Consider the following 26,855-nt stretch of genomic DNA (forward strand, 5'->3'; position numbering starts at 1 on the left):
CCATTGTATGGATATGACGACAACCTGTCAAATACCAGCGGTTGAAAGTTTGCTGTCCTGCCGGCACGACGCCATGATATTTACTCTTATCGTTAATCTGTGCTACAATTTGGAGGTCATTATCCCTGGGATGAGCAGTTGGCGTGCTAGACAAAAAGGAGGCCGTCCATGCCTTGCAAAAACAAGGAACACCGATCAGTATCGGCATTGCTGTTTGCCTTGCGTCCTTATCACCTGCGGCAAAAGCTGGGTGTCGTTGGAACAGGGGCCGGGCGTTTCTTCGCCGTCGCTTTGATGGCGGTGTGCATCCTCGTTTTCTTGGCAGTCAACCCGGTGCCGGCCATCAAGCCCTTTCGAATCGGCACTGGTGGAACCACAGGGGTGTATTACCCAATCGGCAAGCTTATCGCCGCCGGCCTCACTGCCTCGGCCGCTAGGGATTCTTCGGCGCTTGCCGGCTACATAGGGGTCGCCCAGAATTCGGCGGGGTCGGTTGAAAACGTGCGCACTGTCGTTTCCGGTGAGCTTGAAGCCGGTTTGGTGCAGGCCGATACCGCAGGCCTTGCCTACAATGGCCAGGGGGAATTCGCCGGACTGCCGAAGGCAGCAGACCTCAGGGCCATTGCCGCTTTATACCCCGAAAAATTTCAATTGGTGATACGAAAAGATGCCGGAATCAGCAGCATAGGTGATCTGCGAGGCAAGCGGATATCGGTTGATGAACTCGGGTCAGGGACACGGGGAGTGACGAATATTGTCCTCAATGCCTATGGCTTGAGCGAAAAAGACCTTGTCCCTTTATATATCAAGCCGTCATTTACTGAAGAACGGATGATGAATGGGCAGATGGACGGTTTTGCCTTTGTCGGCGGGATTCCGAATGCGGCGGTAACCAAACTGTTCGATATCGGGGTTAACCTCCTGCCGGTTGATTTGCCCATTGCCACTGCCATCAATGAGAAACATCCCTTCCTTGTTCCCGGGAAGATCAGCGGGAACATATACCCGGGCATCCCGGAAACCCCGACCCTTGAGGTGCGGGCGCTCCTTGTTGTCAGCCGCAACATGGCCGAAGCCGTGGCGTATGCGGTAACTGAGGCACTTTTTAGCGAGGCAACGCGGAAACTGCTTACAGGCGGTCATCCGTTGGGCAAGGATATTACCGTCGAGGCCGCTCAGCAAGGGCTCTCCATTCCCCTGCATCCCGGAGCTCTGCGTTTTTACCGGGAGCATTCAGGGGAGAGTCGATGATTTCTGTTCCGCTTCCGTCCCGCCGCAATCTTTCCAACGGCATTATCCTTGGCAGCATTGCCGTGGTCTTCATTGCGGTGATTCTCGTCATTGTCTACACCAACAAGACGCTTCATTCGATTGAGAAAAATCTGCCGACGACGCTTTTTAGCGAGGTCATTTCCCTTTCTTCAGCTCAGGAGGAAATTGCCAGGGTTGTGGCCTCGGCACGTCTTGCGGCAATTTCCAGGGATCCACACCATATCGACGAGCTGCGCTGGAATATTCTGGTTGCCTACAACATGACCGCCGAGCTGCGGGATACCTACGTCGCCAATAATATGGTCAATGCCTCGGCCTTTCATTCGATCATTGCCCCGGCCCTTGCCGATCTGCAGGTGTGGATGAACGATGGTATCTCCGGCTATGCACCGGATTCGCCGGTGGTTCTCGGGATGCTTTACGAGCGGATCTTCCAGGCCTTCGAGAAGGTTGCCGCCATCAAACGCGATTCGCGGGCCGAGGCGCAGAGCATTCTTGAAATGGAGCGCAGCCGCCTGGAGCTTTTTCAAAATAGCGTCAATCTCCTCTTCGTCTTTACCCTGGCTTTGGCACTGGGTTTAGTCTTCCTCCTCCTGCGGCAGATTGTCATAAAAAACAAGGAGATAATTGCCAACAAGGAGATCCAGCAACAACATGCCCTGCTTACCAGTCTGCTGCACCGCATTCCTCTTGGTGTGGCCGTTTGGGGTGAGGATAAACGGATTATGCACCTGAATACCGGATTTACCGAGATAACCGGCTATACCCGTGAGGATCTGCCGCATCTGTCGGTGTGGTCGGGCCGCGCCTATCCTGACCGGGCGTATCGGCTGCGGACCATGCAGCACTACAGTGTGGCGGGCGGTGAGGGGGCGGTTTGTGAATACCGGGTTACCTGCAAGGACGGCACGGTGAAGGATGTCGAATTTCGAACCGCCCTGCTCCCGGATCAGCGGGGTATCGTTACCCTGACCGATGTAACGGAAAGAAACAACAACGAAAAGGCCCTGCAGGAAAGCCGCCAGATGGACGCCCGGGCAAGGAAAATGGAGTCCCTCGGTCTACTGGCCGGCGGTGTTGCCCATGACCTGAACAATATCTTGTCCGGTATCGTCAGTTACCCGGAACTTCTCCTCCTTGAACTCCCTGAGGAGCACCGGATGCGGCGGCCTCTGGAGATCATTCTCGAGTCCGGCATGCGCGCCTCGGCGATTGTCCAGGATCTGCTGACGGTTGCCCGCGGTGTCGCGGTTGCCAAGGAACCGGTCAACCTGCACACCATCATCCTTGAGTATCTGCAGTCTCCGGAATTCAGAATGCTTGAAAACCATCACCCGCAGGTGAGGGTAGCCACCGACCTGGCAGCTGATTCGGCAAACATTATGGGGTCTCGGGTCCATCTCCGCAAGATCCTCATGAATCTGGTTGCCAATGGCTTTGAGGCCATGGATTCACCCGGTGAGGTGACCATATCCTTGCACCAGCGCCATATCGATGCGCTGTCACGCAATGAAGCTGAGATAGAGGAAGGTGAATATGTGGTGCTGACGGTTGGCGATCAGGGCAAGGGCATTTCCAGCGAGGATCTGGAGAAAATCTTTGAGCCGTTTTACTCAAAGAAGGTCATGGGCAGGAGCGGCACGGGGCTTGGCCTGACCGTGGTGTGGAACGTGGTGCGGGATCACAACGGCTATATCAACGTGTCGAGCAGCAAGATGGGGACGCGCTTCGTCATCCATTTTCCGATCACCGATAAGCTGGAAAGGCAGCCGGAGGCGATTGTCGACCTTGCCGATTTCCGCGGCAAGGGAGAAACCGTTCTGGTGGTCGATGACGTCAGCACCCAACGGCTGATCACCTCAAGTATTATCGAGAGACTTGGCTACCGCGTCGATTCGATGCCGAGTGGTGAAGCGGCAATTGAATACCTGCAGCGCAAGCCGGTCGAGCTGGTGATCCTCGATATGATCATGACTCCCGGTATCAGCGGCCGGACCACCTATGAGCGCATCATCCGGATGTATCCCGGCCAGAAGGCGATAATTGTCAGTGGCTATGCCGAAACGGCGGAGGTGAAAGAAACGCTGCGCCTTGGTGCCGGCAGGTTTCTCAAGAAGCCGCTGATGATCCGGGAGCTGGCAACGGCTATCCATGATGTCCTGTATCCTGGGGCCGGATAGGGGACATCCCCGCTGCGGTTGTCCGCCCCTGCCTGAGTCAATTCCTATTCCAAATCAAGTGTTACCTCTAGCCGCACTACTCCGTGCTGTCTCATCACTGTTCGCTCGCTGCTTCGTTTTCATCTTGATTTAGAAATGGAACAACCCAATTGGCAAGCACTGCCTATGCCGTCAGGCCAATTTTTTTGAGCAGACAAGCCCCTCAATTTGGCTTAGCTGGTTAATGCGGTTCGAACCTTGGATGAGAGCTCCTGCATGGTGAAGGGTTTTTGGATGAATTGGACGTTTTCGTCAAGGACATTGTGATCGGCAATGACATCGGCCGTATACCCGGAAGTGAAGAGCAGTTTCAAGGAAGGCTGGCGTTCTCGCAGTTGCCCGGCCAGTTCCCAGCCGTTCATCACCGGCATGATGACATCGGTCAGGAGAAGATCAATTTTCCCCTGATATTCGCTGGCTTGGCGAAGGCCTTCGGCCGGCGAACCAGCCGTCAGTACCTGGTAGCCCATCTGTTTCAGCATTTCACAGGTCATGCCGAGGATGGCCGGCTCATCTTCGACGACCAGGATCGTCTCCGAGCCCACCGCCGGCTTTTCCGCCGCCGTATCTGTGGCCCGCACAGGGGGTTGATCGGTGTAACGGGGCAGGAAGACGGCGAAGCACGATCCCTGTCCCGGCTCGCTGTCGACGACAATGAATCCCCGGTTCTGTTGGACGATGCCGTATACCGTGGCCAGGCCGAGACCGGTGCCCTTGCCGACATCCTTGGTGGTATAAAAGGGTTCAAAGAGGTTGACCAGGACGTCGTTTTCCATACCAGAACCGGTGTCTCTGATCGACAGCATGACATAATCACCCTCCCGGCAACCCTCGTGGTGGGTGCAGGTGGTGGCGGTAAAGGATTTGTTGGCAGTGCTGATAGTCACCTTTCCGACATTGGTGATGGCATCCCTGGCGTTGGCGCAAAGGTTGGCGAGAATCTGATCGATTTGTGAGGGGTCGATCTTCACCGGCCAGAGGTCCGCGGCCGGTGCCCAGACGAAATCGATGTCTTCGCCCATCAGGCGCTTGAGCATGTCGGCCATACCGTCGACAATGTCGTTGAGGTCAAGAACCTTGGGGATGACTGTCTGTTTGCGGGCAAAGGCCAGGAGGCGTCTGGTCAGTTCGGCGGAGCGCCGGGCGGCCTTGTTAATCTCGGCAAGGCCCGTGTATAGCGGGTCCTGGGCCGGAACGCGGACCAGGGCGAGTTCGGTGTGGCCAAGGATGACGCCGAGCATGTTGTTGAAGTCGTGAGCAATACCTCCCGCCAATCGGCCAATCGATTCCATTTTACGGGCCTGGGCCAGTTCATCGCGGAGCTTGGACTGTTCTTCCTCGGCCCGCAATCGTTCGGAGATATCGCGCATTGCCGCAAGAAGCAGCTTACGCCCGTCGAGTTGGAAGAAGCGGGCAACTATCTCCACGGGGAAGATAGTACCGTCCCTTTTTTTATGGTACCGCAAGGGGATATGGACCGTACCTTCACCACTTTGCGCCTGCAAGCGGGTTTCTTCCGGTTCAGCCGACAAATCGGTGGGGCGGAGTTCGAGGAGTTCCTCATGGCTATATCCATACAGGTCGGCCGCCGCCTTGTTCACCTCGATGTGGGTGAGGGTCTCCACATCGATGACCACTATGGCATCGGAGCCGGCATTGAAGAGCTGCCGGTAGCGTTCTTCGCTGGTGCGCAGTGCCCGGGTGCGATGGGCGACCGCCTTACGCAACGAGGCGTTCCAAACAAAAAGCCCCGCAATCAGCAAAATAATAAAGCCGGTAGCTATGAGGATGTAGGGAAAGACACGGGTATGAAATGACCTGGGGAGGGTGATACCTATCCATCGTTCTTCGATTTCTTGCCGTTCCAAGGGGGTGATTTGCTGAAACCCCTTGGTTATGAGCTGCAGGGTTTGCTTATCGCCCTTCTTGACCGCCCGGTGAAAATGACCGGTATTCAGCGGCGCTGACTCCTTAAATTGCCGTTCTATGCCAAATTTATGGAGAAAGTAGAGGGCCGGAGGTTTATCGACGACAAAGACGTTGACCTTATGCTCCATGGCGGCGCGGATGATCTCCTCATAGCCGTTGAAGAGAATCAGGCTGTCCACTCCGTGGCTGCGTAACAGATTGACGGCGTCATCGCCTTCTTTGGCGGCCACGGCAAAACCTTTCAGGGAAGCGGTGCCGGAAATGCCGCTGATCTGGGAGTTAAAGAATGCCGGAACCTCAAGCCGGGCGTAGGGCTCGGTAAAATCGAGCCAGCCTTGCCGTTCGGGATTTTTGAAGATGGTATCGATGACATCGAATTGCCCGGCCTTCATACCCTGAAGGGCATCAGCCCAGTCCATCGGGCTGAGGTTGACGTGAATGCCGGTCTTTTTTTCAAAGAGCCGCCACTGATCAATAAGAATGCCCTGAATGGAGCCATCGCCGGAACGGAAGACGTAGGGAGGATAGTTGTTGTCCAATACCACCTGCAGGCTTTGGGGAGAAAGCTGCTCACCACCTGTGGCCCAGGCCATGCCGGCCACAAGGAACAAAAAGAAAAAGGCCAGTGCCGTTTGGAGGTGGCGCTTCGGGGTATGGAATGCCGGCTCCTGGTTCATCGAGAGTCTCCAGGTGGTGGTCGCTCAATTGACCGTAAAGGTATATCTTCATTAAACGAGGTTATGCCCCTCCTTGTCAAATTCCAGCGGCTGAAAACTGTACTTCGGGAAGCTTCTGGATGGTGCGAGCAGGTTCAGCAGGGATGCCGTCAGTTTTTGTCATCAAGAATCTTGCGAATCAGGGTGGCAATATCGTTCTTTGTCAGGGGTTTCATGGCAAATCCCCTGATGCCCATCGATTTTACCTTCTCCTCGGAGACCAGGCTGCTGTAGCCGGTGCAGAGGATGATGGGGAGATCCGGGCGGATCTGCAGGAGGCGCCGGGAAAGATCGATGCCGGTCATGCCCGGCATGGTCAGATCACAAATGACCACGTCAAAGCGCTTCGGTTCATTTTGAAAGGCGGTGAGTGCCTCAAAGCTCTTGGTCTTGGTGGTTACCTGGTAGCCCAGCCGTTCCAGCATGATCGTGCTCATTTCAGCGAGAATTTCCTCGTCATCGACAAGGAGGATGTGTTCCCTGCCGGTGAGGGCCAAAGCGGAGGAATCGGTGTCTCTTGTCGAGTATTTTTCGATTGCCGGCAGGATTACGTGAAAAACAGCCCCATTCCCTGGCCGGCTGTCACAGGTAATGGCCCCACCATAGCTTTGGATGATACCATGGACGGTGGCAAGCCCCATGCCCGTGCCCTTACCGACCTCCTTGGTGGTAAAATAGGGGTCAAAGATCCGTTCCCGGATCTCCAAGGGGATCCCCGTGCCGGTATCCCTGATAGACAGTTGGATGAAATCTCCCTGCTGCATGTGCGGATTGGCACCAAGGTCTTCTCCGGTAAGTTGCTTTTTCCCAAGGCTTATGGTCAGGGTGCCGCCTTGCTGCTCCATGGCGTGGAAGGCATTGGTGCAGAGGTTCATGACTATTTGATGGATTTGCGTCGGGTCGGCCAGGATGGCTCCGGCATTTGTGTCAATATCCTGCTCAATGGTGATAGTTGCCGGCAAGGAGGCACGGAGGAGCTTGATGGCCTCCTTGATGATGTTTGCCGGCTGCACGGCGACCTGCTCGATTTCCCCCTGGCGGCTAAAGGCAAGTATCTGTTTTACCAATTCTTTTGCCCTGAGCCCGGCCTTCAGGACCTGATTGATATCGTGGAATGCCGGTGAACTGGCCGGGCTGTCGTCACGAACCATCTCCGCATAGCCGATGATAGCGCCAAGGATATTATTGAAATCATGGGCAATTCCTCCGGCAAGGGTGCCTATCGCCTCCATCTTCTGGGCCTGGCGCAGCTTGCTTTCCATTGCCATCTCGGCGGTGATATCCCTTTTGATCGCCACGTATTTTTGGACATGGCGGTGGCTGTCGACCACCGGCGAGATAGTGGTGTCCTCAACGTACAGGCTACCGTCCTTTCTCTTATTGGTTATCTGGCCCTTCCAGACACGGCCGCTGGTTATGGTCTGCCAGAGCTCGGCGTAAAATCCCTGGTCGTGCTTGCCGCTTTTAACAATTCGGGGATTTTGCCCGATCAGCTCAGCGCCTGAATACCCGGTGATCTGGGCAAAGGCCGGATTGACATATTCAATGGTGCCATCCTGGCTGGTAAGAGCAATTGCAACAGGCGCTTGCTCGATGGCGGTGATGAGGATTTCCCGCTCCGATTCCAGGCGTTTACGCTCGGTGACATCCTGGGCGAAGCCGACGAGGGCGATGACCCTGCCGCTTGCATCGGTCTCGCGCTCGCTCTGGCTGTGGATCCAGCGAATGGTGCCATCGGGGCGGATAATCCGGTACTCGATCGGTCGGGGAAGGCCATCAGCAAGGACGGCGGTGCGGTTTTCAAGAACTTGTGCCCGGTCTTCCGGATGCACTGCCGGGGTGACGCTGACGTTCGTGGTGTCATCAGGCGAGTGACGGTTCGTACCAAAGATCGTATACATGCCGTCGGACCAGGTAATCTTGCCGGTGTCTGCCGTATACCGCCAGCTGCCGGTCTGTGAGATCGCCTCGGTTTGGGCGAGCAGGGCAGCTTTTTTCGACAAGGCCTCTTCCGCCCGCTTGCGTTCGGTGATATCCCGGCAGATGCTCATCATCGCCGATTGGCCCTCCCAACTGATGATACGGGCGCTCACCTCCACCGGGATGGTGCTGCCATCCCTGCGGCGATGGCTGGATGTAAAGCTCAGCCGGCCGCGGTCCCTGAGTTTAGCTATGCGTTCCGGCGCGAAGCGGGCCTCTTCCGGGGTGTCAACATCGGCTACCCGCAGCGACAGCAGCTCGCTCTGGGTATAGCCCAGCAACTCGCAGGCCGTCGTATTGGCCGCCAGTATCCGTGCCTCCTCGTCGTGGATATAGATGGCGTCGCCGGCGCTCTCAAAGAGAACCCGGTATTTATACTCGCTTTCCCTGAGCGCCCTGGTGCGTTTCGCCACCTCCTGCGCCAGGCTGCGGCGTTCCTGGCGCAGGGTGTCTTCGGCACTTTTAATGCGCAGGGCGACCTTGACCTGGGATACCAGTTCCGCCTCGTCGATCGGCTTGGATAAAAAGGCGTCGGCCCCGAGGTCGAGCCCCTTGACCCGGCTTTGGTGGTCGGTTTTGATGGCGGTGATCATGATCACCGGAATAGTACTGGTTTGGGTATCGGTCTTGAGATATCGGCAGGTTTCAAAGCCGTCCATGCCCGGCATCAGGACGTCAAGGAGGATGACATCCGGTTGCTCGGTTCGCGCCATTTCGATGCCTTCCAGTCCCGACCGGGCGGTACTTACCATGCAGCCGGGCAGGAGGTATTTCAACAGGGCGGACAGGGTGATCAGATTGTCGTCTTTGTCGTCTATCGCCAGTATCTTTTGCATATTTTTTCTCTTGGTTGTTACACCGCAAGGGCAGGTTTCGTTTGCAGAGACAAGCTGCTCAACGCAGTTTTACCTGCCCAGCCAGACCGCTATCTTGTCCAGGAAAAATTCCGGGTGCAGGGGTTTGGCAAGATAGTCGTCACAGCCCGCCTGCAATATCCTCTCTTGATCACCTTTCATGACCTGGGAGGTAATGGCGATGACCGGAATGGCGCGGAGCGCCGGGTCCTTCTTGAGATGGCCAGCCACAGTTAAACCGTCCATCTTTGGCAAGGCCATGTCAAGGAGAATCAGATCAGGGCGGGTTGCCGCCGCCACCCGCAGGCCCTCTTCACCGTCGGTTGCCTCGATGATCCGGTAGCGGTTGCCGATGATTGCCTTGATGGTGGTCATGTTGTCGGGATTGTCTTCGATGACCAGGATGGCCGGTGGCTGCGAGGTTTTCAGCCGGTTATCCTCTTTGCCGCCGAGCATTGTCCGTATTTGTCGAAGCAGGGAGTGCTGGTCGATATCACCTTTTTGGACCAGCTGCTGGACATTATTGGCACTCAATTTCTTGAAGTCCTCAGGGGTCAGATCCTTGGCGGTGAGGATGAGCACCGGTATTCCCGAGGTCTCGGCCCGGCCGCGGATCTTTTCGAGGACGGCAAAGCCGTCGATATCGGGCATCATCAGATCGAGAATAATGCCGTCGGGGATGGTATGGCCGACGAAATCGAAGGCATCCTGACCGCCTCGGGCTATATCGACGGCATAGCCGTTGCTTTCGAGGACCGATCTGACCTGGATCGTTGCCGCCTCGTTGTCCTCGATCATGAGAATCCTTGGCATCGCCGTTGCGTCGTTGGCGATGGTGACGGTTTTGCTGGCTGGTTTTTCAAGGGACGGCTGCCAGGTAAGCTGCGGCTCGGAGGCCACCTGGTTACCCTGCCACGAAAGGGGCAGGCTCAGGGTGAAGGTTGAACCGACACCCAGGGTGCTGGTGACGGCGATATCGCCGCCGAGCATCTGCGCCGCCTTATGGGCTATGGCCAGTCCCAGTCCGGTGCCTTCATGGCGCCTTGCCGAAGAGCCGTCGACCTGGCGGAATTCGTCGAAGATATGCGGCAGGTCGCCTGCTGCGATACCGATGCCGGTGTCGGTGATGCGCACGGCGGCCTTGCCGTCGGTGGATTTGACCGATACGGTGACGCTGCCTGCGGCGGTAAATTTGACGGCGTTGGCAAGAAGGTTCTGCAGGACCTGTGACACCCGGATCTCATCGCTGTCAAGCGGCGGCAGATTCTCCGGGATGTCGTGATGGAGCTGGATATTTTTTTCTGCGGCCAGGGGTTTCAGGCTTTCGATAAGATTTTCGATGGTCAGGGCAAGCGAGAAGGGGCGCGGCCGGATATCCATCCGCCCGGCTTCGATCTTGGCTAGATCGAGGATATCGTTGATGAGGGTCAGCAGATTCTTGCCGTTGCGCTCGATGATCTCCAGATATTTAAGTTCCTCGTCGCTGAGCTTTTCCTTCGCCTGCATGGTCAGCACCCGGGAAAGGGCCATCACCGAATTGAGCGGGGTGCGCAGTTCGTGGCTCATGTTGGAGAGGAACTGGCTCTTCAGGCGGCTCGCTTCCAGGACGACCAGCCGTTGCTGCTCCAACTCGATATTTTGCGCCCGGATCTCTTCCGTTTGTTGCCGCAGTTCCTCCGTCTGTGCCTGAAGTTCCTCCTGCTGTGCCTGGAGTTCCTGGTTGTTTTGCTGTAATTCACCAGTAAGTTTCTGGTTTCGTTCGCTGGTGAGCAGTTTGGCAAGGGTGGTATTCAGGGAAGTAAGTGTCGGCTGGCTGAGAACGGCCTGGGCGGCCTTGCCGTATTCGCCGAGACAGGCAAGGCTCAGCATGCCCCGGACCGCATCGTTTACCATGACCGGGATGGTGATGATTTCCCTCGGTACGGCGGTCCCGGCAAAGGTCTTGAAGGTAAACACGGTATCCTGACGGATATCTTTTAAATGGGCTATCCTGCCGCTGTGCAATACCTCCCCGAACTGGCCTTCAATGGTTGAGGCGATAAAGGGTTCCAGCAGTTCGGGGTCTATGCCGATGGCTGCGAGCGGCGTAAACCGGTCGTCACTTTCGGTGGAGCGAAGATAGAAAGCGCCCATGGTCGATTCGGTGACCTCGATAAAGGTCGCAAGAACCGTTTCGGCAAAGCCCTTCAATTGGTTGTCGCTGATCAGGGCGTCCGCCAGCAGGGCGGTCCTTTTATCGATGTCGATGCGCAGGGCGATGGCCTCGGTCATCGTATTGAACGAGGTGGCAAGGATGCCGAATTCGTTGGTGGACGATTGGCGGCTGCGGGCATTCATGTCGCCCTGATGAAAACGTTCCATGGCCGTGGTCAGCTCCCGCAGGGACTCTCTGATGCGCACCATCAGGTAGCGGCTGATACCCGCGGACAGGAGGATAATGATGGCGACCATGCAGGTAAGCCGCACCTTCAGTTCCTTGTTGTGTTCGGTTGCTTCTTGGTAGAATTTGTCGCCCCTGGCCATGGCAAAGACGCTTATATCTTCGATTTCGCGCAAAACCTTTTCCGCATGATTGCCGCCAACTCCGGAGTTTTTGGTGCGGCGGAATGCCTCGGTGATCCTACCCTCGCGCAACAGACGGATGGTTTCGTCGCGGATGATTTTCCATTCGACAAAAGCGGTATGTGCTTCATCTAGGTCCTGGCGTGGTCCCAGATACCGGTCAAAGAGAATATCGAACTGATGGTGAGCTCTGGTGTCATAATTCTCCATGGTCAGAAGGATTGTCTGGCGCTCTTCATCATTTTCGGCAAGAACTAGGTCCTTCATTCCCCTGTGGATCAAGAGGGTGTTTGCTTTGACCTCACCGAGTGCCCTGCGGACGGTGAGTGGGTGATCATACAGCCCTTGGGTTTGTTGCCAGAGAAAATCAGCGTCTTTCCAGGCCATGATGCCGAGGAGGGCTACCATGAAGAGAATGATGCTGAGGCCTGCTCTCAGCTGGCTGCTGATTTTTATATTGTTGAAGTACATTGACTGCTTTCTCCTATATTTTCCGGTAGATTGGGCTAAAGTTGAGAAGACGGCTGAAATGCTTTTGATAGGCAATGGATGGGGCCTCGGTGTCCCCTAAAACCAGATACCCCTTGGCGGCCAGAGCGTTATGCAGCTTGGCGAAGATGATTTCCTGGTAGTCGCTGTTGAAGTAGATGAGCAGATTACGGCAGAGTACCAGATCAAAGCCACCAAAAATACTTGCCGGGGGAACGCGGTGTTTCTTATCGAGCATGTCATAAGAGGAAAAACTCACCTGATTTTTGATCGAAGGCACAATGCTGAAGTTCTCGCCGGCTGGGGAAAAATACTTGTCGATCAAGCGGGTTTGTACGTTTCCGATGCTGTCCCGGGAATAGGTGGCCCTGGTGGCGTCGGCCAATATCCGTTCGTCGATATCGGTGGCGAAGATATGCAGATTCATCGCCAATTGATCTTTCTCCAGCAGTTCATTGATGAGAATCGCTACCGAATAGGGTTCTTCACCCGTGGCGCAGCCTGCCGACCAGATGCGCAGCGAACGATCCTGGTCGCGGATCTTTTCCTGGATGATCGCTGGTAAAATCCTGCCGGCCAGCAGCTCAAAGGTCAGAGGGTCGCGAAAGAACCGGCTGACATTGATGGTAATTGCGCTGAGGAGTTTGTCGGCTTCCTCGCTGCTATTTTTAATAAAGACCAGATACTCGGCATAATCGCGGCAAAGGGTTGCGCTCAGGCGGAGGCTGATACGTCGCTCTAGCATGGCCGGGCGGCATCCGGAGAAATCAAGGCCCCGCTGTTCCAGCAAATACTCGAGAATGGGCAGCAGCCCGTCGGGTATTTTCTGCATCACTTTGCTCCCCTCATATTGCCATAACCGTTGTATTGTTGCCTCTTTACTGTGGCCTCGTAAAGGAGAAGAACCATCATCTGTCTGCAGCCGAGGACAATTGTCTGCCGCTACAAGGGCATACGTTTCGTTTGAGCAGGCCAGTTGCTCAACTCATTTTAATTAAACCAGCTTTCTCTCCCTTTAGACAATGAAGAAACAACCCGGGGATATTGATTTTCGTGGAGATACCGGGAAACAGGCGAGGTACGAAGGTGAATATGGCAGAGCCGTCTGATTGCTTTTAAGAAAATTCGTCGTTGCCTTGACACCTCCAGCTGTTTCGTCGCATGATTGACCTGTGTTGAACTTGATACTGAAATGCATGGAGGAAACCTCCGTCAACGGTTTCGAAGGGATCTTGTGCACCCTTTGTGCCGATGGAAGAGCAAGGACCGGTCATGGTAATAGCAAAACTTTTAGTTGTAGATGATGAACCGGAAATGCTCGATTTGTACCGGCGGCGGTTGTCGCGGCTGTCTTATCAGGTATTCATCTCGTCGTCTGGGATAAATGCCCTGGAAATACTGCAGCGCGAAGATATTGACGTGCTCATCACCGACTTCAAGATGCCGGGTATGGACGGTTATGAAATCGTTTCCCGGGCAACCAGGCTCTATCCCAAGTTGCAGTGTATTGTCGTTACCGGCTATACCGATATTAAAACGGCAATCAATACCATGGGCGCCGGGGCCTTTAATTACCTGCAGAAGCCGGTTGATTACAACGAACTGGCAATGGTCATTGAAAAGGCCCTGGAGAAGAGGCGATTGCTCCAGGAGGTGCAAAACAAGCAAGAGCAATTGGAGGCCTACCACAATCATCTGGAAGAACTGGTGGAAAGGCGGACCGCTGCACTTAGCGAGGCCAACCGGCAGCTGCAGAAAGAGATCGAGGAAAGACGGCTTTTGGAGAATTCATTGCGTGAGGCGAAGGTTCTGGCCGAGAACGCCAATAAGGCGAAGAGCGAGTTTCTGGCCAATATGAGCCATGAAATCCGCACGCCCATGACCAGTGCCATCGGCCTTTTGAATCTGGTCCTGGACACGGAGCTCCTCCCCAAGCAAAAGGCCTATCTGGAGATGGCCCGGGTGTCAACCGTGGTCATGCACAACCTGCTCAGCGATATCCTCGACCTCTCGAAAATTGAGGCGGGCAGGCTGCATCTGGAGAAAATTGCCTTCGATCCCCGCACGGTCATTCTCTCGGTCGTTGATCTGCAGCATTTTCAGGCCGAGGAAAAGGCCATACGACTTTCCAGCGATATCTCTCTCGATGTGCCGCATGGCGTAATCGGCGATCCGAATCGCCTGCGACAGATACTTTTAAACCTGGTGTCGAATGCCATTAAGTTCACCCAATACGGCGAGGTGGTGCTGACCTGCCGGCGAAGCGATGCGAAGGTGACCGCCGATGACCAACTGGTGAACCTCCACTTCTCCGTCCGGGACACCGGTATCGGCGTCGATAAGGATAAGATTTCGTTGATATTTGATGCATTTACCCAGGCCGACAGCTCAACCACCCGCAAGTACGGCGGGGTGGGACTTGGTTTGAACATCTGCAGCAAGCTGGTGCATATGATGGACGGCCGGATTTGGGTCGAGAGTGAACCCGGGCAGGGAAGCACCTTTCATTTTACTTGCTTGTTTAGCGCCGAAGTAGCCAAGGATGCAAAAGACGATGAACCGGGCGAGAGCATTGATTCGTTCTCCGCCACGTCACGGGAGGAAGAGGCCGGGACGGTGCTGGTGGTGGAGGACGATCAAACGAACCAGTGGGTTATCCACGAAATCCTCACCCATGAGGGATATGCGGTCATTAACGTCGCCGATGGGGATGCCGCCCTCAAAGAGTGTGCCGCCAGGTCTTTTGACCTGATGATGCTTGATCTGAAATTGCCGGGGATGGATGGCTATGAGGTTGTTCGGCAGATTCGCCGGCGGGAAGATCTCGCCGGAGTGAGCAAGGAAAACCGTCTGCCGATTATCGCCCTGACCGGCATGGCCAGCGAGGATGAGCGGGTTCGCTGCCTGCAGGCGGGTATGAATGATTTTCTTGCCAAGCCCTTTGTTGTTCTTGACTTCATTGCCAAGGCGAAGAGATTGATCCGCAGCGGCCGGAGTGGCAAGGTCCAACAGACCAGGGAAAGGGGGAAGAACCTTGCCGATACCTCCATTCTTTCCACGGAGATATTTAATGAAACTGACGCCTTACATAAGGCGGCCGGCGACAGGGGGCTCATGCTTGAACGGATCAGGGCCTTTGTCCGAGATACTCCTGAGAAGATTGACCTGTTGCGCAAAGGCGCCGCGAGAGAAGGCAAGGGACCTCTCTTACAACAGGAGGTGCACAGTTTGAAGGAAAAGGCGATGGAGATAGGGGGTACCAATATCGCCGACGAACTCTTTGGGATCCTTATGCAGATACGAAATAATGAGGAAGATATGGATATTTCGTCGGAAATTGACCGGCTGGCCCATGAATTCCGGCGCTTTGAAGAGGAAATGCGGGTGCAGCAGCTCCTGCAATCGTCAGGAGCGGTGTCAGGGTAGCTGCGGAGCAGTGGAATTGGCGTGAAGCCTAGTGTTGTAACTATCTGAGATTCTTGTCTCGGATGATATTAAGAGATGTTAAAAGCTGAGTTAAACAGCCTGTCTGTTCAAACGAAACGTATGCCCTTGTGGTATAAAGCTGCGGAGGATGAGTATGCCAAGTGAAAAGGGATCGAAATTGAGGATTTTGGTGGTTGAAGATGATTTTATGGTCAGGCAGGTTATTCGTGATATCCTCGATAGTTATGGTTCTGTCGATATCGCTGTGAACGGCGAGGAAGCCGTCCAGGCCTTTCGCGTCGCTTGGCGCAAGCAGGTACCGTACGATCTTATTTGCATGGATATCATGATGCCGACGATGGACGGCAACGAGGCCTTGGTGAAAATCCGCGACGTGGAGAAGGCCCTGGGCATCATCGGTTCCGAGGAGGTGAAGGTGATTATGATTTCGGCGCTGGATGATGCGAAGACGGTCGTCAAGGCCTATTCAAAAGGGGGAGCAACTTCCTATATCGTTAAACCGATAGAAAAGGAGCGCCTGCTCAGTGAAATGCGCAGTATCGGTCTGATTGTCTGAAAGGTCTTTGGGCCAGCGCGGCGGACCGGTGGAGCACCGGTCCGCCGCACTGACGGGCCGTCACCAGCCCTTGGTGGCCATGATCTTCTTAATCATCTCTTCGTTTTTTTTCTCGACGATGAGCATTTTCTTGGCCTGGGCGGCGTGAATTTTCTCCGTCAGGGCATCTATATTTGCCGGTTTTTCCAGCAGGTCGAGGGCGCCGAGTTTCATCGCCTCAATACCCTGCTTGATGGTGGCATGACCGGTAAGCAGGATAACCTCGACATCCGGATTTTTTTCCTTAAGAATTTTCAGAACTTCGATGCCGTTCATCTCCGGCATCATCAAGTCGAGAATGACTGCGTCATAGTTTCCCTGGGTAGCTTTTGCCAGGCCATCCTTTGCCGATGAAGAGGTGGATACCTGCATGTTCCTGGCCTCCATCCGCTCCGACATCAGGCTCAGGAAATCTTCTTCATCATCGATCAGTAATATTTTCTCAGACATGGTGTGTACTCCTTTTACTCGGTGTTGATACGTCTTGTTTACAAAGCAAGAGTTCGATAGTTTACTGTAAGTTGCCAAATACCGGCATTAAAACAGATGGACCACCAGTTCTTGCCTATTCAGGTCGGCTGACAGTTCTGCCCCAAGGGCGGCGAGAAGGTCCTTATGCCCGGCAGGCATCCGGGCAGAAAAGTCGCCACCCAGACCGCTTATGCCGCCGATGCGCAGACTGACCCTGGTGTCCTCCTTTCCGGCGCTGCAGTGCAGGGTGGCACCGGCATCGGTAGCGCCAATGGCGAATTCCAGGCACAACCAGATGAGATTCTGCAGGAGAAAGGGGTTCCCGGAAATGATTACCGGGGCCTTCGGCGTATCGACCCTTATGGTCAGCTTGCGCATTGCCGCCTTTCGTCCGGCAAGATTTGCCACCAGATTCGCCACCTCATACAGATTGATGTCGGCAGTAAAGGAATCGACGCTGTGGGCAAAACTGCTCATGTTTTTCATTATTTCATCGGCTCGTTCGATCTGTTTGGAAAACTGCTGACAGGCCTTGTTGAGCCGTTCCGGATCGATGGCCGAGCCTTTCCGGGCGGCAAAGGTCAGGTCTTCGAGGAGTCCGGCGTTTTCGTTGATGATTGCCAGGACATTCTTTATCTCATGGGCAATGGAGGCGGATACCTGGCCGAAAAAGCGTAATCCGGCACCGCCAATTGCATCGTACTGGACAGTCATGTCGTGTTTGCTCATGGTTGTAATGCCTCGTGCATCTTGGTGATAAGAATGTCGATGTTAACCGGTTTGACGAGATAGCAAGCCGAGGCGGAACAGCCGGCAACATAATCCGCCTCGGAGCCATGGCCGGTGAGAAAGATGAAGCGCATGCCCTGTTGCACTTTTTCCAGTAACGCTTTCAGTTCAAGGCCACTGGTGCCGGGCATTTTCATGTCGAGGATCGCCAGGTTGTAGGCGTTTTTTCCGGCGAGATCCAGCGCGTCTGCGGCCCGGATCGCAAAATCGACCGTGAAACCGCGAAGCGACAGGCGCTCGGCCAGGGTTGTGACAAATTCTTTCTCGTCGTCTACCAGTAACACACGCATTGCTAGTTTCTCCGCTGATTGATTACACCCTTCCGGGCAATTTTTAAGAGTCCCGTTGAACGGGGCGAGGCGGCTGGAGCGGGAGAGTGATGGCAAAGGTCGTGCCCATCCCCAGCTTGCTGGTAACCTGAATCGTGCCGCCGAGTTCCTGGATTAATCCGTAGGTGATCGATAAACCGAGGCCGGTGCCGCCGGTCTTGGTTTTGGTAGAGAAGAACGGTTCGAAAATCTTGCCCAGATCGGCCTCCGACATGCCGCAACCGTTGTCGCCGATTGTGACAAGGATATGTCCTTCTCCCTTACGTTTCACCCTGATTTCCAGGCGACCGCCAACAGTCATGGCGGAGAAGGCATTGTTAATGATATTTAAAAAGATTTGCTGCAATTTGCCCCGGTCACTTTGGAACTGGGGCAGGTCGTTGGTAAGATCGAGGTTGATGGCAATATTCCGGTACTCGGCCTCCTTATGCAAAAAACCGAGGACCTCTTTTAGTATTTCACCAAGTTGGACGTTTTCGATGGCGCTGTCCATATGCCGGGCAAAACCGAGCAGCCGTTTGGTGATCCTGCCACAGCGTTCCACCGAGGCCAGAACCGAGTCGATCAATTCGGGTATCCGCAAGTTTTGGCTGCCGCTGTCGGTGTAGGTGATGATGTCCCGTATTAGACCGGCCTTCTCATTGATGATCGCCAGGGGGTTGTTGATTTCGTGGGCAACACCGGCTGCCAGGCGGCCGATCGATGCCAGTTTGTTGGAGTACTCCATCTGGTGCAGGGTGGCAAGGCGGCGCTGGTCGAGAAGATACATGCTGTTAACCATATAGGTAGAGAAACCGAAAATCGCCAGGACAATGATAGTGATACTGATAACAAGAAAGACGATAAGCTTGAAACGGGTGTCCCGCCATGGCTTCATCAGCTCGTCCTTCTCCTTGACGATAACGAGGATATACGGAGAATCGGGAATATAAGCTGAGCAAATAATTATCTCTTCGCCGGATTTATTGCTTTCCTCACGGATTTCGGTGTGGTCGGAGTAGGCCGGAATGGTGTAGGGAATTGTATCAAAAACCTTGCCATGATACAGGGTGGGGGTCTGGATGACCCCGGCGTGATCAATGAGAAAGGCGTCGCCCCGGCCGCTCAGTTCAAAGCCACGAAGTAATTCGTTGAAGCGGGTGGTGTCGAGTGCGGCGCGTAATACATAGAATGAGCCATTGGCCAGGGCGTATTTTGCGGCAATGATGAGGTGCGGGGTGTTCCTGTAGCCCAGGAAGACCTCGCTGATGTAAAAACCCTTGCCCTGTACCTCTTTAAACCAATCCTGGTTGCTGTAATCTTTGCCTTCCAGGGGATATGGCCCGACATAGTTGATCTGCACACCGCTTTGGTCAATCACCCCGAGATCAACGAAACCGTGGTAACTTAGGAGCAGGTTTTTGAGAATAAAATCGAGTTTCTCCGGTTGCGCCAGCTCTTCGATGGGATTGGTCCGGACGATAAAGGTCAGGGCGGAGAGGCGTTCACTGAGGAAGAAAGATATCGATCGTTTGGCGTTTGAGCCAATGCGCAGTGTGCGCAGCAGGTGGTCCGATTCAATTGATTTTTGGGTAAAATTGTAATCAACGCTGGTGATGATGATAAGGGGCAGAAGGGTCACCAGCGAGGTCAGCAGGACGGAGATCTTCCAGATCCGCCGGAAATTGAACATCTGCCGGAAGGGTCCTGTAGATAAGTCACTGTTATGCCAAAATTCAGGCTTGAGCTGGTTGATTATCGACATGGTTACCTCAAACACACCCGAGATGCGGGACGCCTGGCTGCGCGTCCCGCTGGTATTTTTATCCCCGCTTTTTGCTCTGCACCTTTTCGTTGGCCTTCATCAGGGTCTTGCTGAGCAGTTGAATATCCACAGGTTTTTGGAGGAAGGCGAAGGCGCCGAGCTCCATACAGACATCCTTGTCCTTTTCCGTGCCGTGACCGGTGAGGACAATGACCTCGATATCCGGATTGGTGGTCTTCACCTGGCGCAGTACCTCGATGCCGTCGATGCCCGGCATGCGCAGGTCGAGGATCATGACTTCCGGTTCCTCGTCGGCAATCATGGTCAGGGCCGATTCGCCGTCGTAGGCCACCGCCGAACCCATGTCGCGCATGATCAGGCGTTCGGACAGGGTCTGGACGAAGTCGCGTTCGTCATCGACCAGCAATACCTTTGACGGCATCTCGAAGTCGTAACGGCGGTAGATGTCCGGCTGATGAAAGCCCTCGCCGATGCGGGTGCTGACTGCGGTAACCCCCTGGACTTTTTTGACGATTGATTTCAGATCTTCCTCCAGCCGGGAAAGCATCAGGACATTTTTGTTGATGGTCAGGGTAATTGCCCCCTTATGGGCATCGACCAGGACATTGTGGCCTTCTTGGGCCAGTTGGACATCGACCTTGGCCGCCAGGAGGAAATCGGCGAGGGCCGCCTGGGAGTGGGCGGTTGTGGCAACCACATCGCTGGTGGATTTTTCCAGGATCAGTTTGGCGGCATCGTTTACCGCGGTCTTGTCCATCGGCAGGACGACATCATAGAGGCCGGAGGCCCAAGGGTCTTCCCCCCTGCCGAGCATCTTCAGCCAGGCGGAGAGGTCCTCGTCCTGCTGGCGGATTCGCTGCAGGGCACTTTTCTCGGTGAGCCCCTCGCGCTGCACGGCCTCGCCCATTCGAAACTTCAATTCGGCGACCAGGCAGACCCGCAGTACATGGCTGATTTTTTCCGGGATGAGAAAACTGACCGGGCCGGTGATGAGCAACTGGTCTTCGTTCATGATATTGGCGAGCGCCAGGCGCAGATGGGCAACCGACCGCTCCTTTTCGTGGGTGAAGCGGTTGAAAACCGAGGTTTTGGCGGAAAAGGCCCCGAGGATTTTGTTCTCGTTCATGCCCGAGCTGGCCACGGCCCCGGCAATGACCGTATTCTGGTCGACCACTTTGTATTGGGAGGTGGCGGCGAGTTCCTTGATAACCGACGATTTGTTGCTGAAGGCCGCGCCAACGATTGTTATGACAGACATAGTATCTCCTTTTTGGGGCTGCTGCGCAGACCCTAGAAAGATTGTTACCTACCCTTTTTTCCGGGTAAGGGGTGTGTTACAGGGATTGGCTGAAAAAGGGTTCATAAAAATCCTCAGGCCACCATGGCAGCCGGGCAGTGTCCCATTTATCGTTACGAAATATAGCATACATTGGTAAGCGGGCATTCGTTTTCTTCAGATTTCTTATGGGCCGTTTCGTGAACCGCGCAGATTGCTTTTTCCATTGTTGAGTAGATATGGTCGCGGCCGATCTTTTCGATCAGATGAGTTCTTTCAAGGACCGCCATGACCGATTCATTGACCCCGGAGAACGAGATATCCAGACCGGCGCTGCGCACGGTCGACACGACAAGAGAAAGCACCTCCTCACCGGAGGCATCGATGTCGTTCATGCCATTGGCGACAATAACAATGTGTTTGAGGCTTTTTTTGTTCATCATCCGGTCGGTGATCTTGTCTTCGAGAAAACTGGCGTTGGCGAAGAACAGCGGCCCTTCAAAGCGGATCATATCGATATACTGACATTCCTTGAGGCCGTGGATAACCGAACTCTTCAGGGATTCGTCGTCATGGCGGGAAAGGGTCGAGACGTTCGGACGCATGCTCTTGTAGAGGAACACGGCCAGAGAGAGAAAGACGCCGATCATGATACCCTTGTCGAGATGCGGGGCGAAGGCCAGGGTCATTAAAAAGGAAAAGACCGAGATGGCCCCGTCATATTTCTTGGCATGCCAGGCGTGGATAAAGCCGGAGGCGTTGATCAGGCCGATAACCGCCATCATGATGACCGCCGCCAGTACCGATTGTGGCAGATGGTAGAGCAGCGGGGTGAAGAACAGCAGAACCAAACCGACGGTGATGCTGGTAAAAAGGCTGGACATGCCGCTTACTGCCCCGGCCTGGAGATTGACCGCCGACCGGGAAAAGGATCCGGAACCGGGGTAGGCGTTGGTCATTGAGCCGATGATGTTGGCAAGGCCCTGACCAATCAATTCCTGGTTGGGATCAAGCCGTTGACCGGTTTTGGCGGCCATGGCCTTGGCGATGGAGATGGCCTCCATAAAGCCGAGGAGGGAGATAATGATGGCGCTTGCCAGAAGATGGGAAATGGCCCGCATATCAAGCGGCGGCATGGAAAAACTCGGCAGGCCTTTTGGGATGTCGCCAACCACCGCTCCGCCGCCCATCAGGGTCAGTTCCTCGGTCTTGAGAGCCTTGTTGCCGACCTTCAATCGCCAGGTCCGGCCATCATCCTGAGTTCCCGCCGGCACAGCTCCTTTTTCATAGAAGGCTATTTGGCCATTTTCCGAAGGCACACCCTGCAACAGAACATCGCGCAGTTGCTTGCGGAATTGGGCGGCCTTGCCGCTCAGTTCTTCCAGGCCGAATTGGATGGTTTTTACCTCGTGTTCGGCCCTCAGCACAGCTGTTATGTCATGAGACTTCTTCGCCTCATCAAGGGTCTTGCTGGCCTCGGTTTGTTTTTTTTCGAGTTCCGGTTTGGCCTTCATCGCCGAGTTGAAGGCAGCAATCATTTCCTTGGTGCTGGCGGAGTGGATGTCGGCAATATTCGCTTTGGTATCGTGCTGGAAGCCGATTGCCCAGGAAACGACCGTGGTCAGGGCTACCGCCACCAGGACGTTTGGCACCTTCGGGGCGATTTTTTTCAAGACGAACATCAGGATGAAGGCGCTGACACCGATGATGAGGGTTGGCCAGTGGGTGTAGTGGACCGCGCTTTTGCAGACCTCAATGATCGTTTCATAGTGGTGTGCCTTGCCGTCAACGTATACCCCGAACATCTTCTCCAATTGCGAGGTGGCGATGATGATTGCCCCGGCATTGGTGAAGCCGTTGACCACCGGATGGGAAAGAAAGTTGACGACCAGGCCGAGACGGAAAACGCCGAGGAGGAATTGAAAGGTCCCGACGATCAGCGACAGCAGCAGGGCATAGGCGATATAGCCTTCACTGCCGGCGGTGGCGAGAGGCGCAAGGGAAGCGGCGGTCATAAGGGAAACCACCGCCACCGGTCCGGTTGCCAGCTGTCGGCTGGAGCCGAACAGGGCGGCGATCATCGGCGGCAGAAAGGCCGCATACAAGCCGTAATACGAGGGCATCCCGGCCAGCTGGGCATAGGCCATTGACTGCGGGATAAGAACCAGGGCGACGGTCAGTCCGGCGATGAAATCCTGCCGGAAAGTGTTGGTGTTGTAGCCCTTCAACCAACTGAGGAACGGAAAAATTTTGATCAGCATGCACTCCACCTTTATTGTTTGTTTTCCACCATTCTCCGGCAGGACGCCAAGAGTTCGCTGTATAGCGTGCCTGCATTGTATAAATTGTTGTTTTCCAATTGAATAATCCCATCAACCATGGCGAGGATGATCAGGGCGGTCTTCTTCGCTGCCAGGGGCCCGATCGAGCCATCCTCTTGGCCGATGGTCAAAGCCTTTTCAAAGATCTCGATCAGACAGGTATAAACAGCCTCCAGATGTTTGCGGCAGGTGGGATTTACCGCCGCCAGTTCGTGGGTATAATGCCGGCGCAAAAGGAGGAACCATTCTTTTTTGGTTTCTGAAAGATGGAGATGATAGGCTATTGCACCGAGCAGCCTTTCCAGGCCGGAAGGAAAGAGCTCTTCCTGGAAATAGAGGGAGAATGCCTCGATGAGCCCGGTTTTGACGTTTTCCAGCACCGAGACGAAAAGGTCCTCTTTGGTTTTGAAATGGTAGAAGATCGTTGCCCCGACAATGCCGGTGAGGCTGGCCACCTCGGTCATCGAGGTGTTGGTAAAGCCCTTGGTGGCAAAGAGGATGGTGGCGGTATCGATGATCTCGGCTTTTTTTGACTTCTTTGGCATCCACATCTCCTTGGTGGTATGACATGCTTAAAACTGACTGATCAGTCAGTAAGTACAATATGCGAAAAAATCAGTCAAGAAAAAATTCCAACTGATTTTTAAATGGGCTCAAGGAGATGCTGTCTAAAAAAAGTGGCGAAGGGATTATTTGGTTTCGTAGATATCGGCTATCCGGTCCTGGAGGGCAATAAGGGTGCCGGGCACCGGCATGGTGGCGGCGAAAGTGTCTTTGGCTGTGTCCTGACAGTGTCTGCAGGCGTTGAAGGGCACGGTGAAGGCGTGCAGGTGGGTATTCCGGCCGGTGGCTGTGATCTCCGAAAAGCCGGGACAGTGGGGACAAAGGTGGTGGGCAGTATTTTCCCGGACATGAAAACCGGTGGTGTCGTAAAAGATTTCTTTCTGTTTGGTGACGACTCGCCGCTGTTCGGCCTCACGTCTTCTCGGGCCCCGTTTGGCCCATACCGCCAGGGCCTTGTCACAGATGGCCTCGATATAGCGGGTCATATCAGGGGCTTGAATGAATTGGCTCGGGTCGTAGTCCGGCTCCCGGACCTGGGAAAAATCCATGCCGGCCATCGCCAGGATGATGCCGAGATTGGTGTAGGGCAGGGCGCCCTCAATGGAGTAGCCGCCTTCCAGGACGCAGATATCCGGGTTGAGCAGCCGGTTGAGCCGGGCATAGCCCTGGGCGGTGAAGTTCATGTTGGTGATCGGGTCGGTATAGTGGTTGTCCTGGCCGGCGGAATTGATGATCAACTCCGGTTGGAATTCATGGAGTACCGGCATGACCACCCGTTCCATGACCATGTCAAAGCCTTCGTCGCAGGTGTTCGGCGGCAAGGGGATATTGATGGTGTAGCCTTCCGCTGCCGGGCCGCCGGTTTCATGGAGAAAACCGCTGCCGGGGTAGAGGGTCCGGCCGTCTTGATGCATCGAGATGAACAGGGTGTCGGGGTCGTTGTAGAAGATATCCTGGGTGCCGTCGCCGTGGTGGCAGTCGGTATCGATGATGGCGATTTTGCGAATTCCGTAGTGGCGGCGGATATATTCCACCATGATTGCTTCAATGTTGATGACACAGAAGCCGCGGTCGCCAAAGACCGTCTGCATGGCATGATGGCCGGGCGGGCGGACGATGGCAAAGGCCTTCTCCACCTCCTTGCTCATGACCGCCCGGGCGGCGCGCAGGGTGCCTCCGGCCGAGATGAGGTGGGATTCGGTGAGCAGTTTCTCCGCCGACGGCACGCAGTGATGGACGCGGTTGATATCGTGAAAGGTGGCCAGCTCGGGATTGAAAAATACGATGTTTTCGACATCCTCAAGGCCCTCTTCGATGATTTGGTCCCTGGTGTAAAGAAGGCGTTCCTCGCGCTCCGGATGGCTTGGGCTGATGCACCAGTCGAAGGCCGGAAACAGGATTAATCCGGTTTTATGCGGGGCACGGGGCATGAAGGACGACATACGTTGTATCTCCTTAGATGGAGGTAAGGCCCGGCCTGATCTGGGCCTTAAGGGTCAGGATCTTTCCCGCTGTCTTGAAACCGCGCACGCAGTTCATCTCCAGTCTTTCGAGAAAATCAATCTCCGGACAGGACGGCATGCCCATTTCACTCACCATGCCGGCAATAGCGGTTTGCAGACGAGTCTCGGCATCGGTCATGGTGAAATGTGGAGTTATGGTCTCCAGACAGGAGATTTCTGGAATACTCAGACGCTTGTCGCCGGTATCGGCATACAGGGTTGCCTGGAAGGTCAAGCGAGCCCGGGCGGCGCCGAGGGCGTTGGCGACCTCGTAATTGGCGGGGACTATACAGGGCAGAAACAGCGCCTCCTGAATGAAGGACTGGAGGGCCTCGGCCGGGCCGCCGATGGCGACGATCTGCTTGGGCTGGATGCGTCGGCGATGGAGGAGGGCGGCGACCGTATACACCGGCCGGCTGAACACCTCTTCGATGAGCTCTTCGACCGCCTGGCGGATGCGTTCGACAAAGGCCTCAAGGAGCAGGCTTGCCGTGTAATCGGGCGGCTCCTGCGGACAAAGGGCAAGCATCGCCATCGCCGCCTTTTGCCGTGAACCGATGGCCAGCTTGCCGAGGACGACCATGGCGTCGGTCGGCGTCGGCGCCGTGCCGCCGGCGGCCATTGAGATACCCTGATGCTCCGGCCCGATATGAAAGGCGCCGTCCTGCCAGGTGACCCTGCTGTCGCCGCCGAGGCCGATGCTGACGGTTTTCAGTGCCCGGATCAGGGTGGGCCGCCCGGCGATCAGGGTGCCGTAGGGCTCGAGCAGGGGGGCACCGTCGACGAGCAGGGCGATGTCCGTGGTTGTTCCGCCGATATCAAGGAGGATCGCATCGTCCGCTTGGGCGGAGAGGGCCAGACAGCCCATAACGCTTGCCGATGGACCAGAGTGAATGCTTTCGCAGGGAAACTCGCTTGCCCGGGAGAAGGGCATAGTGCCGCCGTCGGCCTTCAGGACATGGCAGGGACAGGTGATACCCAGGTGCTTGATGCCCTGTTCCAGGGCGGCCTTGAAGGCGTTGAACCGGGAGGCCAGGGCGGCGTTCAGCCAGGTCGAGTACACCCGGCGGGGGAAATTGGGAAGACCGGAGATGCGGTGGCCCATGGTGATGTGGCGAAAGCGTCCGGCTAGTTGCCCGGCGATTTGTTTTTCGTGGAGATTGTTGCGATGGGAAAACTTACAGGCGATACCGATGGAGGAAATGCCCTCGCGGTGCAGGGTGTTTGCTGCGTCGGCGATCTTTGCCGGGTCCGGGTCGCGGAGGATATGACCGCGGTGATCAATGACGCCATCAAGGAACCAGGTCGGGCAGCTTTTCGAGAAAAAATCGGGATTCATCCCCGGTCCGGCCTGGACCAGCATGCCGACCGGATCGAGGGAGCCGGTGACGATGGCATTGGTGCAGAGGGTGCTGCTCAGGTGAATCCGCTTAAGGCTGCCGCGGCTTTCCGGCGATACCAGGCCTTCCAGAAGGCTGATGATGACTTCGCTGAGATGCCTGCCTTGGACACAGACCTTGTCCTTGGCCACCACCATGTCGCCATCAAGGAGCACCGCATCGGCATGGGTTCCGCCAACATCTATCCCGATAATCATGCCTGCACCTTTTAAATTAGAAATGTCTTTGTCCTTTTTCAGCCTTCATGGGGAGCGATGAAAAAGAATCGATATCTCAGTGCCAGGAAAACAAGTAACTGTTTGCATCATAGCGTTATGGCATGATTTGTCATCGAAAATCCATTGTTTTTTTTAGGTCGCTGGAATATATCCCCTG

General features: G+C 55.2%; 17 protein-coding genes. 4 read left to right on the forward strand and 13 right to left on the reverse strand.

The genetic code is table 11. The features are described 5' to 3' along the window. Positions 1–168 precede the first annotated feature (168 nt). Complete coding sequence (locus OEL83_08910) at positions 169–1,251, forward strand: TAXI family TRAP transporter solute-binding subunit (GenBank protein MDK9707157.1); 1,083 nt, start codon at positions 169–171, stop codon at positions 1,249–1,251. After that, positions 1,248–3,452, forward strand: a complete 2,205-nt coding sequence (locus OEL83_08915; GenBank protein ID MDK9707158.1) for an ATP-binding protein — start codon at positions 1,248–1,250, stop codon at positions 3,450–3,452. The genes OEL83_08910 and OEL83_08915 overlap by 4 nt, the downstream gene beginning before the upstream one ends. A 212-nt stretch (positions 3,453–3,664) precedes the next feature. Here OEL83_08915 and OEL83_08920 read toward each other — a convergent pair whose 3' ends face one another. The 4 genes from OEL83_08920 to OEL83_08935 all read right to left on the reverse strand — a co-directional run bounded on the left by OEL83_08920 (position 3,665) and on the right by OEL83_08935 (position 12,853). Beyond that, positions 3,665–6,097 (reverse strand): transporter substrate-binding domain-containing protein, encoded by a 2,433-nt coding sequence (locus OEL83_08920; GenBank protein MDK9707159.1) that lies wholly within the window; start codon positions 6,095–6,097, stop codon positions 3,665–3,667. Positions 6,098–6,246: 149 nt separating this feature from the next. Then, positions 6,247–8,952 (reverse strand): PAS domain S-box protein, encoded by a 2,706-nt coding sequence (locus OEL83_08925; protein MDK9707160.1) that lies wholly within the window; start codon positions 8,950–8,952, stop codon positions 6,247–6,249. A gap of 69 nt (positions 8,953–9,021) precedes the next feature. Then, a complete protein-coding gene (locus OEL83_08930; protein ID MDK9707161.1) occupies positions 9,022–12,003 on the reverse strand; it encodes a response regulator in 2,982 nt (993 codons plus the stop codon). 13 nt (positions 12,004–12,016) lie between these two features. Continuing rightward, positions 12,017–12,853 (reverse strand): protein-glutamate O-methyltransferase CheR, encoded by an 837-nt coding sequence (locus OEL83_08935; GenBank protein ID MDK9707162.1) that lies wholly within the window; start codon positions 12,851–12,853, stop codon positions 12,017–12,019. A 440-nt stretch (positions 12,854–13,293) separates the two neighbouring features. On the opposite strand from OEL83_08935, the gene OEL83_08940 reads away from it, so the two are divergent. Next, a complete protein-coding gene (locus OEL83_08940) occupies positions 13,294–15,447 on the forward strand; it encodes a response regulator (protein ID MDK9707163.1) in 2,154 nt (717 codons plus the stop codon). A gap of 154 nt (positions 15,448–15,601) precedes the next feature. Then, on the forward strand, positions 15,602–16,024 hold the full coding sequence (locus OEL83_08945; protein ID MDK9707164.1) for a response regulator: 423 nt from the start codon (positions 15,602–15,604) through the stop codon (positions 16,022–16,024). Positions 16,025–16,084: 60 nt separating this feature from the next. On the opposite strand, the gene OEL83_08950 is transcribed toward OEL83_08945, so the two are convergent. The 9 genes from OEL83_08950 to OEL83_08990 all read right to left on the reverse strand — a co-directional run bounded on the left by OEL83_08950 (position 16,085) and on the right by OEL83_08990 (position 26,677). Then, positions 16,085–16,513 carry a response regulator gene (locus OEL83_08950; protein MDK9707165.1) on the reverse strand — a complete coding sequence of 143 codons (429 nt, stop codon included), beginning with the start codon at positions 16,511–16,513 and terminating at the stop codon, positions 16,085–16,087. 87 nt (positions 16,514–16,600) lie between these two features. Further along, positions 16,601–17,263: a hypothetical protein gene (locus OEL83_08955; protein MDK9707166.1), complete on the reverse strand. Its 663-nt coding sequence runs from the start codon at positions 17,261–17,263 to the stop codon at positions 16,601–16,603. Further along, positions 17,260–17,613, reverse strand: coding sequence for a response regulator (locus tag OEL83_08960; protein MDK9707167.1), 354 nt, complete (start codon positions 17,611–17,613; stop codon positions 17,260–17,262). The genes OEL83_08955 and OEL83_08960 overlap by 4 nt, the downstream gene beginning before the upstream one ends. 43 nt (positions 17,614–17,656) lie before the next feature. Continuing rightward, positions 17,657–19,396, reverse strand: coding sequence for an ATP-binding protein (locus tag OEL83_08965; GenBank protein MDK9707168.1), 1,740 nt, complete (start codon positions 19,394–19,396; stop codon positions 17,657–17,659). Positions 19,397–19,454: 58 nt separating this feature from the next. Next, positions 19,455–20,675 (reverse strand): response regulator, encoded by a 1,221-nt coding sequence (locus OEL83_08970; protein ID MDK9707169.1) that lies wholly within the window; start codon positions 20,673–20,675, stop codon positions 19,455–19,457. 152 nt (positions 20,676–20,827) lie between these two features. Further along, positions 20,828–22,954, reverse strand: a complete 2,127-nt coding sequence (locus tag OEL83_08975) for a SulP family inorganic anion transporter (protein ID MDK9707170.1) — start codon at positions 22,952–22,954, stop codon at positions 20,828–20,830. A gap of 11 nt (positions 22,955–22,965) precedes the next feature. Next, entirely contained in the window at positions 22,966–23,559 is a 594-nt protein-coding gene (locus OEL83_08980; GenBank protein MDK9707171.1) for a TetR/AcrR family transcriptional regulator, read from the reverse strand. Positions 23,560–23,703: 144 nt separating this feature from the next. Further along, entirely contained in the window at positions 23,704–25,008 is a 1,305-nt protein-coding gene (locus OEL83_08985; protein ID MDK9707172.1) for a histone deacetylase, read from the reverse strand. Between the two features lie 25 nt (positions 25,009–25,033). Further along, positions 25,034–26,677 carry a hydantoinase/oxoprolinase family protein gene (locus OEL83_08990; GenBank protein MDK9707173.1) on the reverse strand — a complete coding sequence of 548 codons (1,644 nt, stop codon included), beginning with the start codon at positions 26,675–26,677 and terminating at the stop codon, positions 25,034–25,036. Between the last annotated feature and the right edge of the window lie 178 nt (positions 26,678–26,855).

Source organism: Desulforhopalus sp. (genome assembly GCA_030247675.1).
GTDB lineage: Bacteria > Desulfobacterota > Desulfobulbia > Desulfobulbales > Desulfocapsaceae > Desulforhopalus_A.

What these genes read in the sequence shown, in the direction of transcription:
- OEL83_08925 (MDK9707160.1), bottom strand. Translation starts at nt 8,952, where the DNA reads ATGCAAAAGATACTGGCGATAGACGACAAAGACGACAATCTGATCACC.
- OEL83_08975 (MDK9707170.1), bottom strand. Translation starts at nt 22,954, where the DNA reads ATGCTGATCAAAATTTTTCCGTTCCTCAGTTGGTTGAAGGGCTACAAC.
- OEL83_08950 (MDK9707165.1), bottom strand. Translation starts at nt 16,513, where the DNA reads ATGTCTGAGAAAATATTACTGATCGATGATGAAGAAGATTTCCTGAGC.
- OEL83_08940 (MDK9707163.1), top strand. Translation starts at nt 13,294, where the DNA reads ATGGTAATAGCAAAACTTTTAGTTGTAGATGATGAACCGGAAATGCTC.
- OEL83_08910 (MDK9707157.1), top strand. Translation starts at nt 169, where the DNA reads ATGCCTTGCAAAAACAAGGAACACCGATCAGTATCGGCATTGCTGTTT.
- OEL83_08960 (MDK9707167.1), bottom strand. Translation starts at nt 17,613, where the DNA reads ATGCGTGTGTTACTGGTAGACGACGAGAAAGAATTTGTCACAACCCTG.
- OEL83_08930 (MDK9707161.1), bottom strand. Translation starts at nt 12,003, where the DNA reads ATGTACTTCAACAATATAAAAATCAGCAGCCAGCTGAGAGCAGGCCTC.
- OEL83_08980 (MDK9707171.1), bottom strand. Translation starts at nt 23,559, where the DNA reads ATGCCAAAGAAGTCAAAAAAAGCCGAGATCATCGATACCGCCACCATC.
- OEL83_08935 (MDK9707162.1), bottom strand. Translation starts at nt 12,853, where the DNA reads ATGCAGAAAATACCCGACGGGCTGCTGCCCATTCTCGAGTATTTGCTG.
- OEL83_08945 (MDK9707164.1), top strand. Translation starts at nt 15,602, where the DNA reads ATGCCAAGTGAAAAGGGATCGAAATTGAGGATTTTGGTGGTTGAAGAT.
- OEL83_08920 (MDK9707159.1), bottom strand. Translation starts at nt 6,097, where the DNA reads ATGAACCAGGAGCCGGCATTCCATACCCCGAAGCGCCACCTCCAAACG.
- OEL83_08970 (MDK9707169.1), bottom strand. Translation starts at nt 20,675, where the DNA reads ATGTCTGTCATAACAATCGTTGGCGCGGCCTTCAGCAACAAATCGTCG.
- OEL83_08955 (MDK9707166.1), bottom strand. Translation starts at nt 17,263, where the DNA reads ATGAGCAAACACGACATGACTGTCCAGTACGATGCAATTGGCGGTGCC.
- OEL83_08965 (MDK9707168.1), bottom strand. Translation starts at nt 19,396, where the DNA reads ATGTCGATAATCAACCAGCTCAAGCCTGAATTTTGGCATAACAGTGAC.
- OEL83_08990 (MDK9707173.1), bottom strand. Translation starts at nt 26,677, where the DNA reads ATGATTATCGGGATAGATGTTGGCGGAACCCATGCCGATGCGGTGCTC.
- OEL83_08985 (MDK9707172.1), bottom strand. Translation starts at nt 25,008, where the DNA reads ATGCCCCGTGCCCCGCATAAAACCGGATTAATCCTGTTTCCGGCCTTC.
- OEL83_08915 (MDK9707158.1), top strand. Translation starts at nt 1,248, where the DNA reads ATGATTTCTGTTCCGCTTCCGTCCCGCCGCAATCTTTCCAACGGCATT.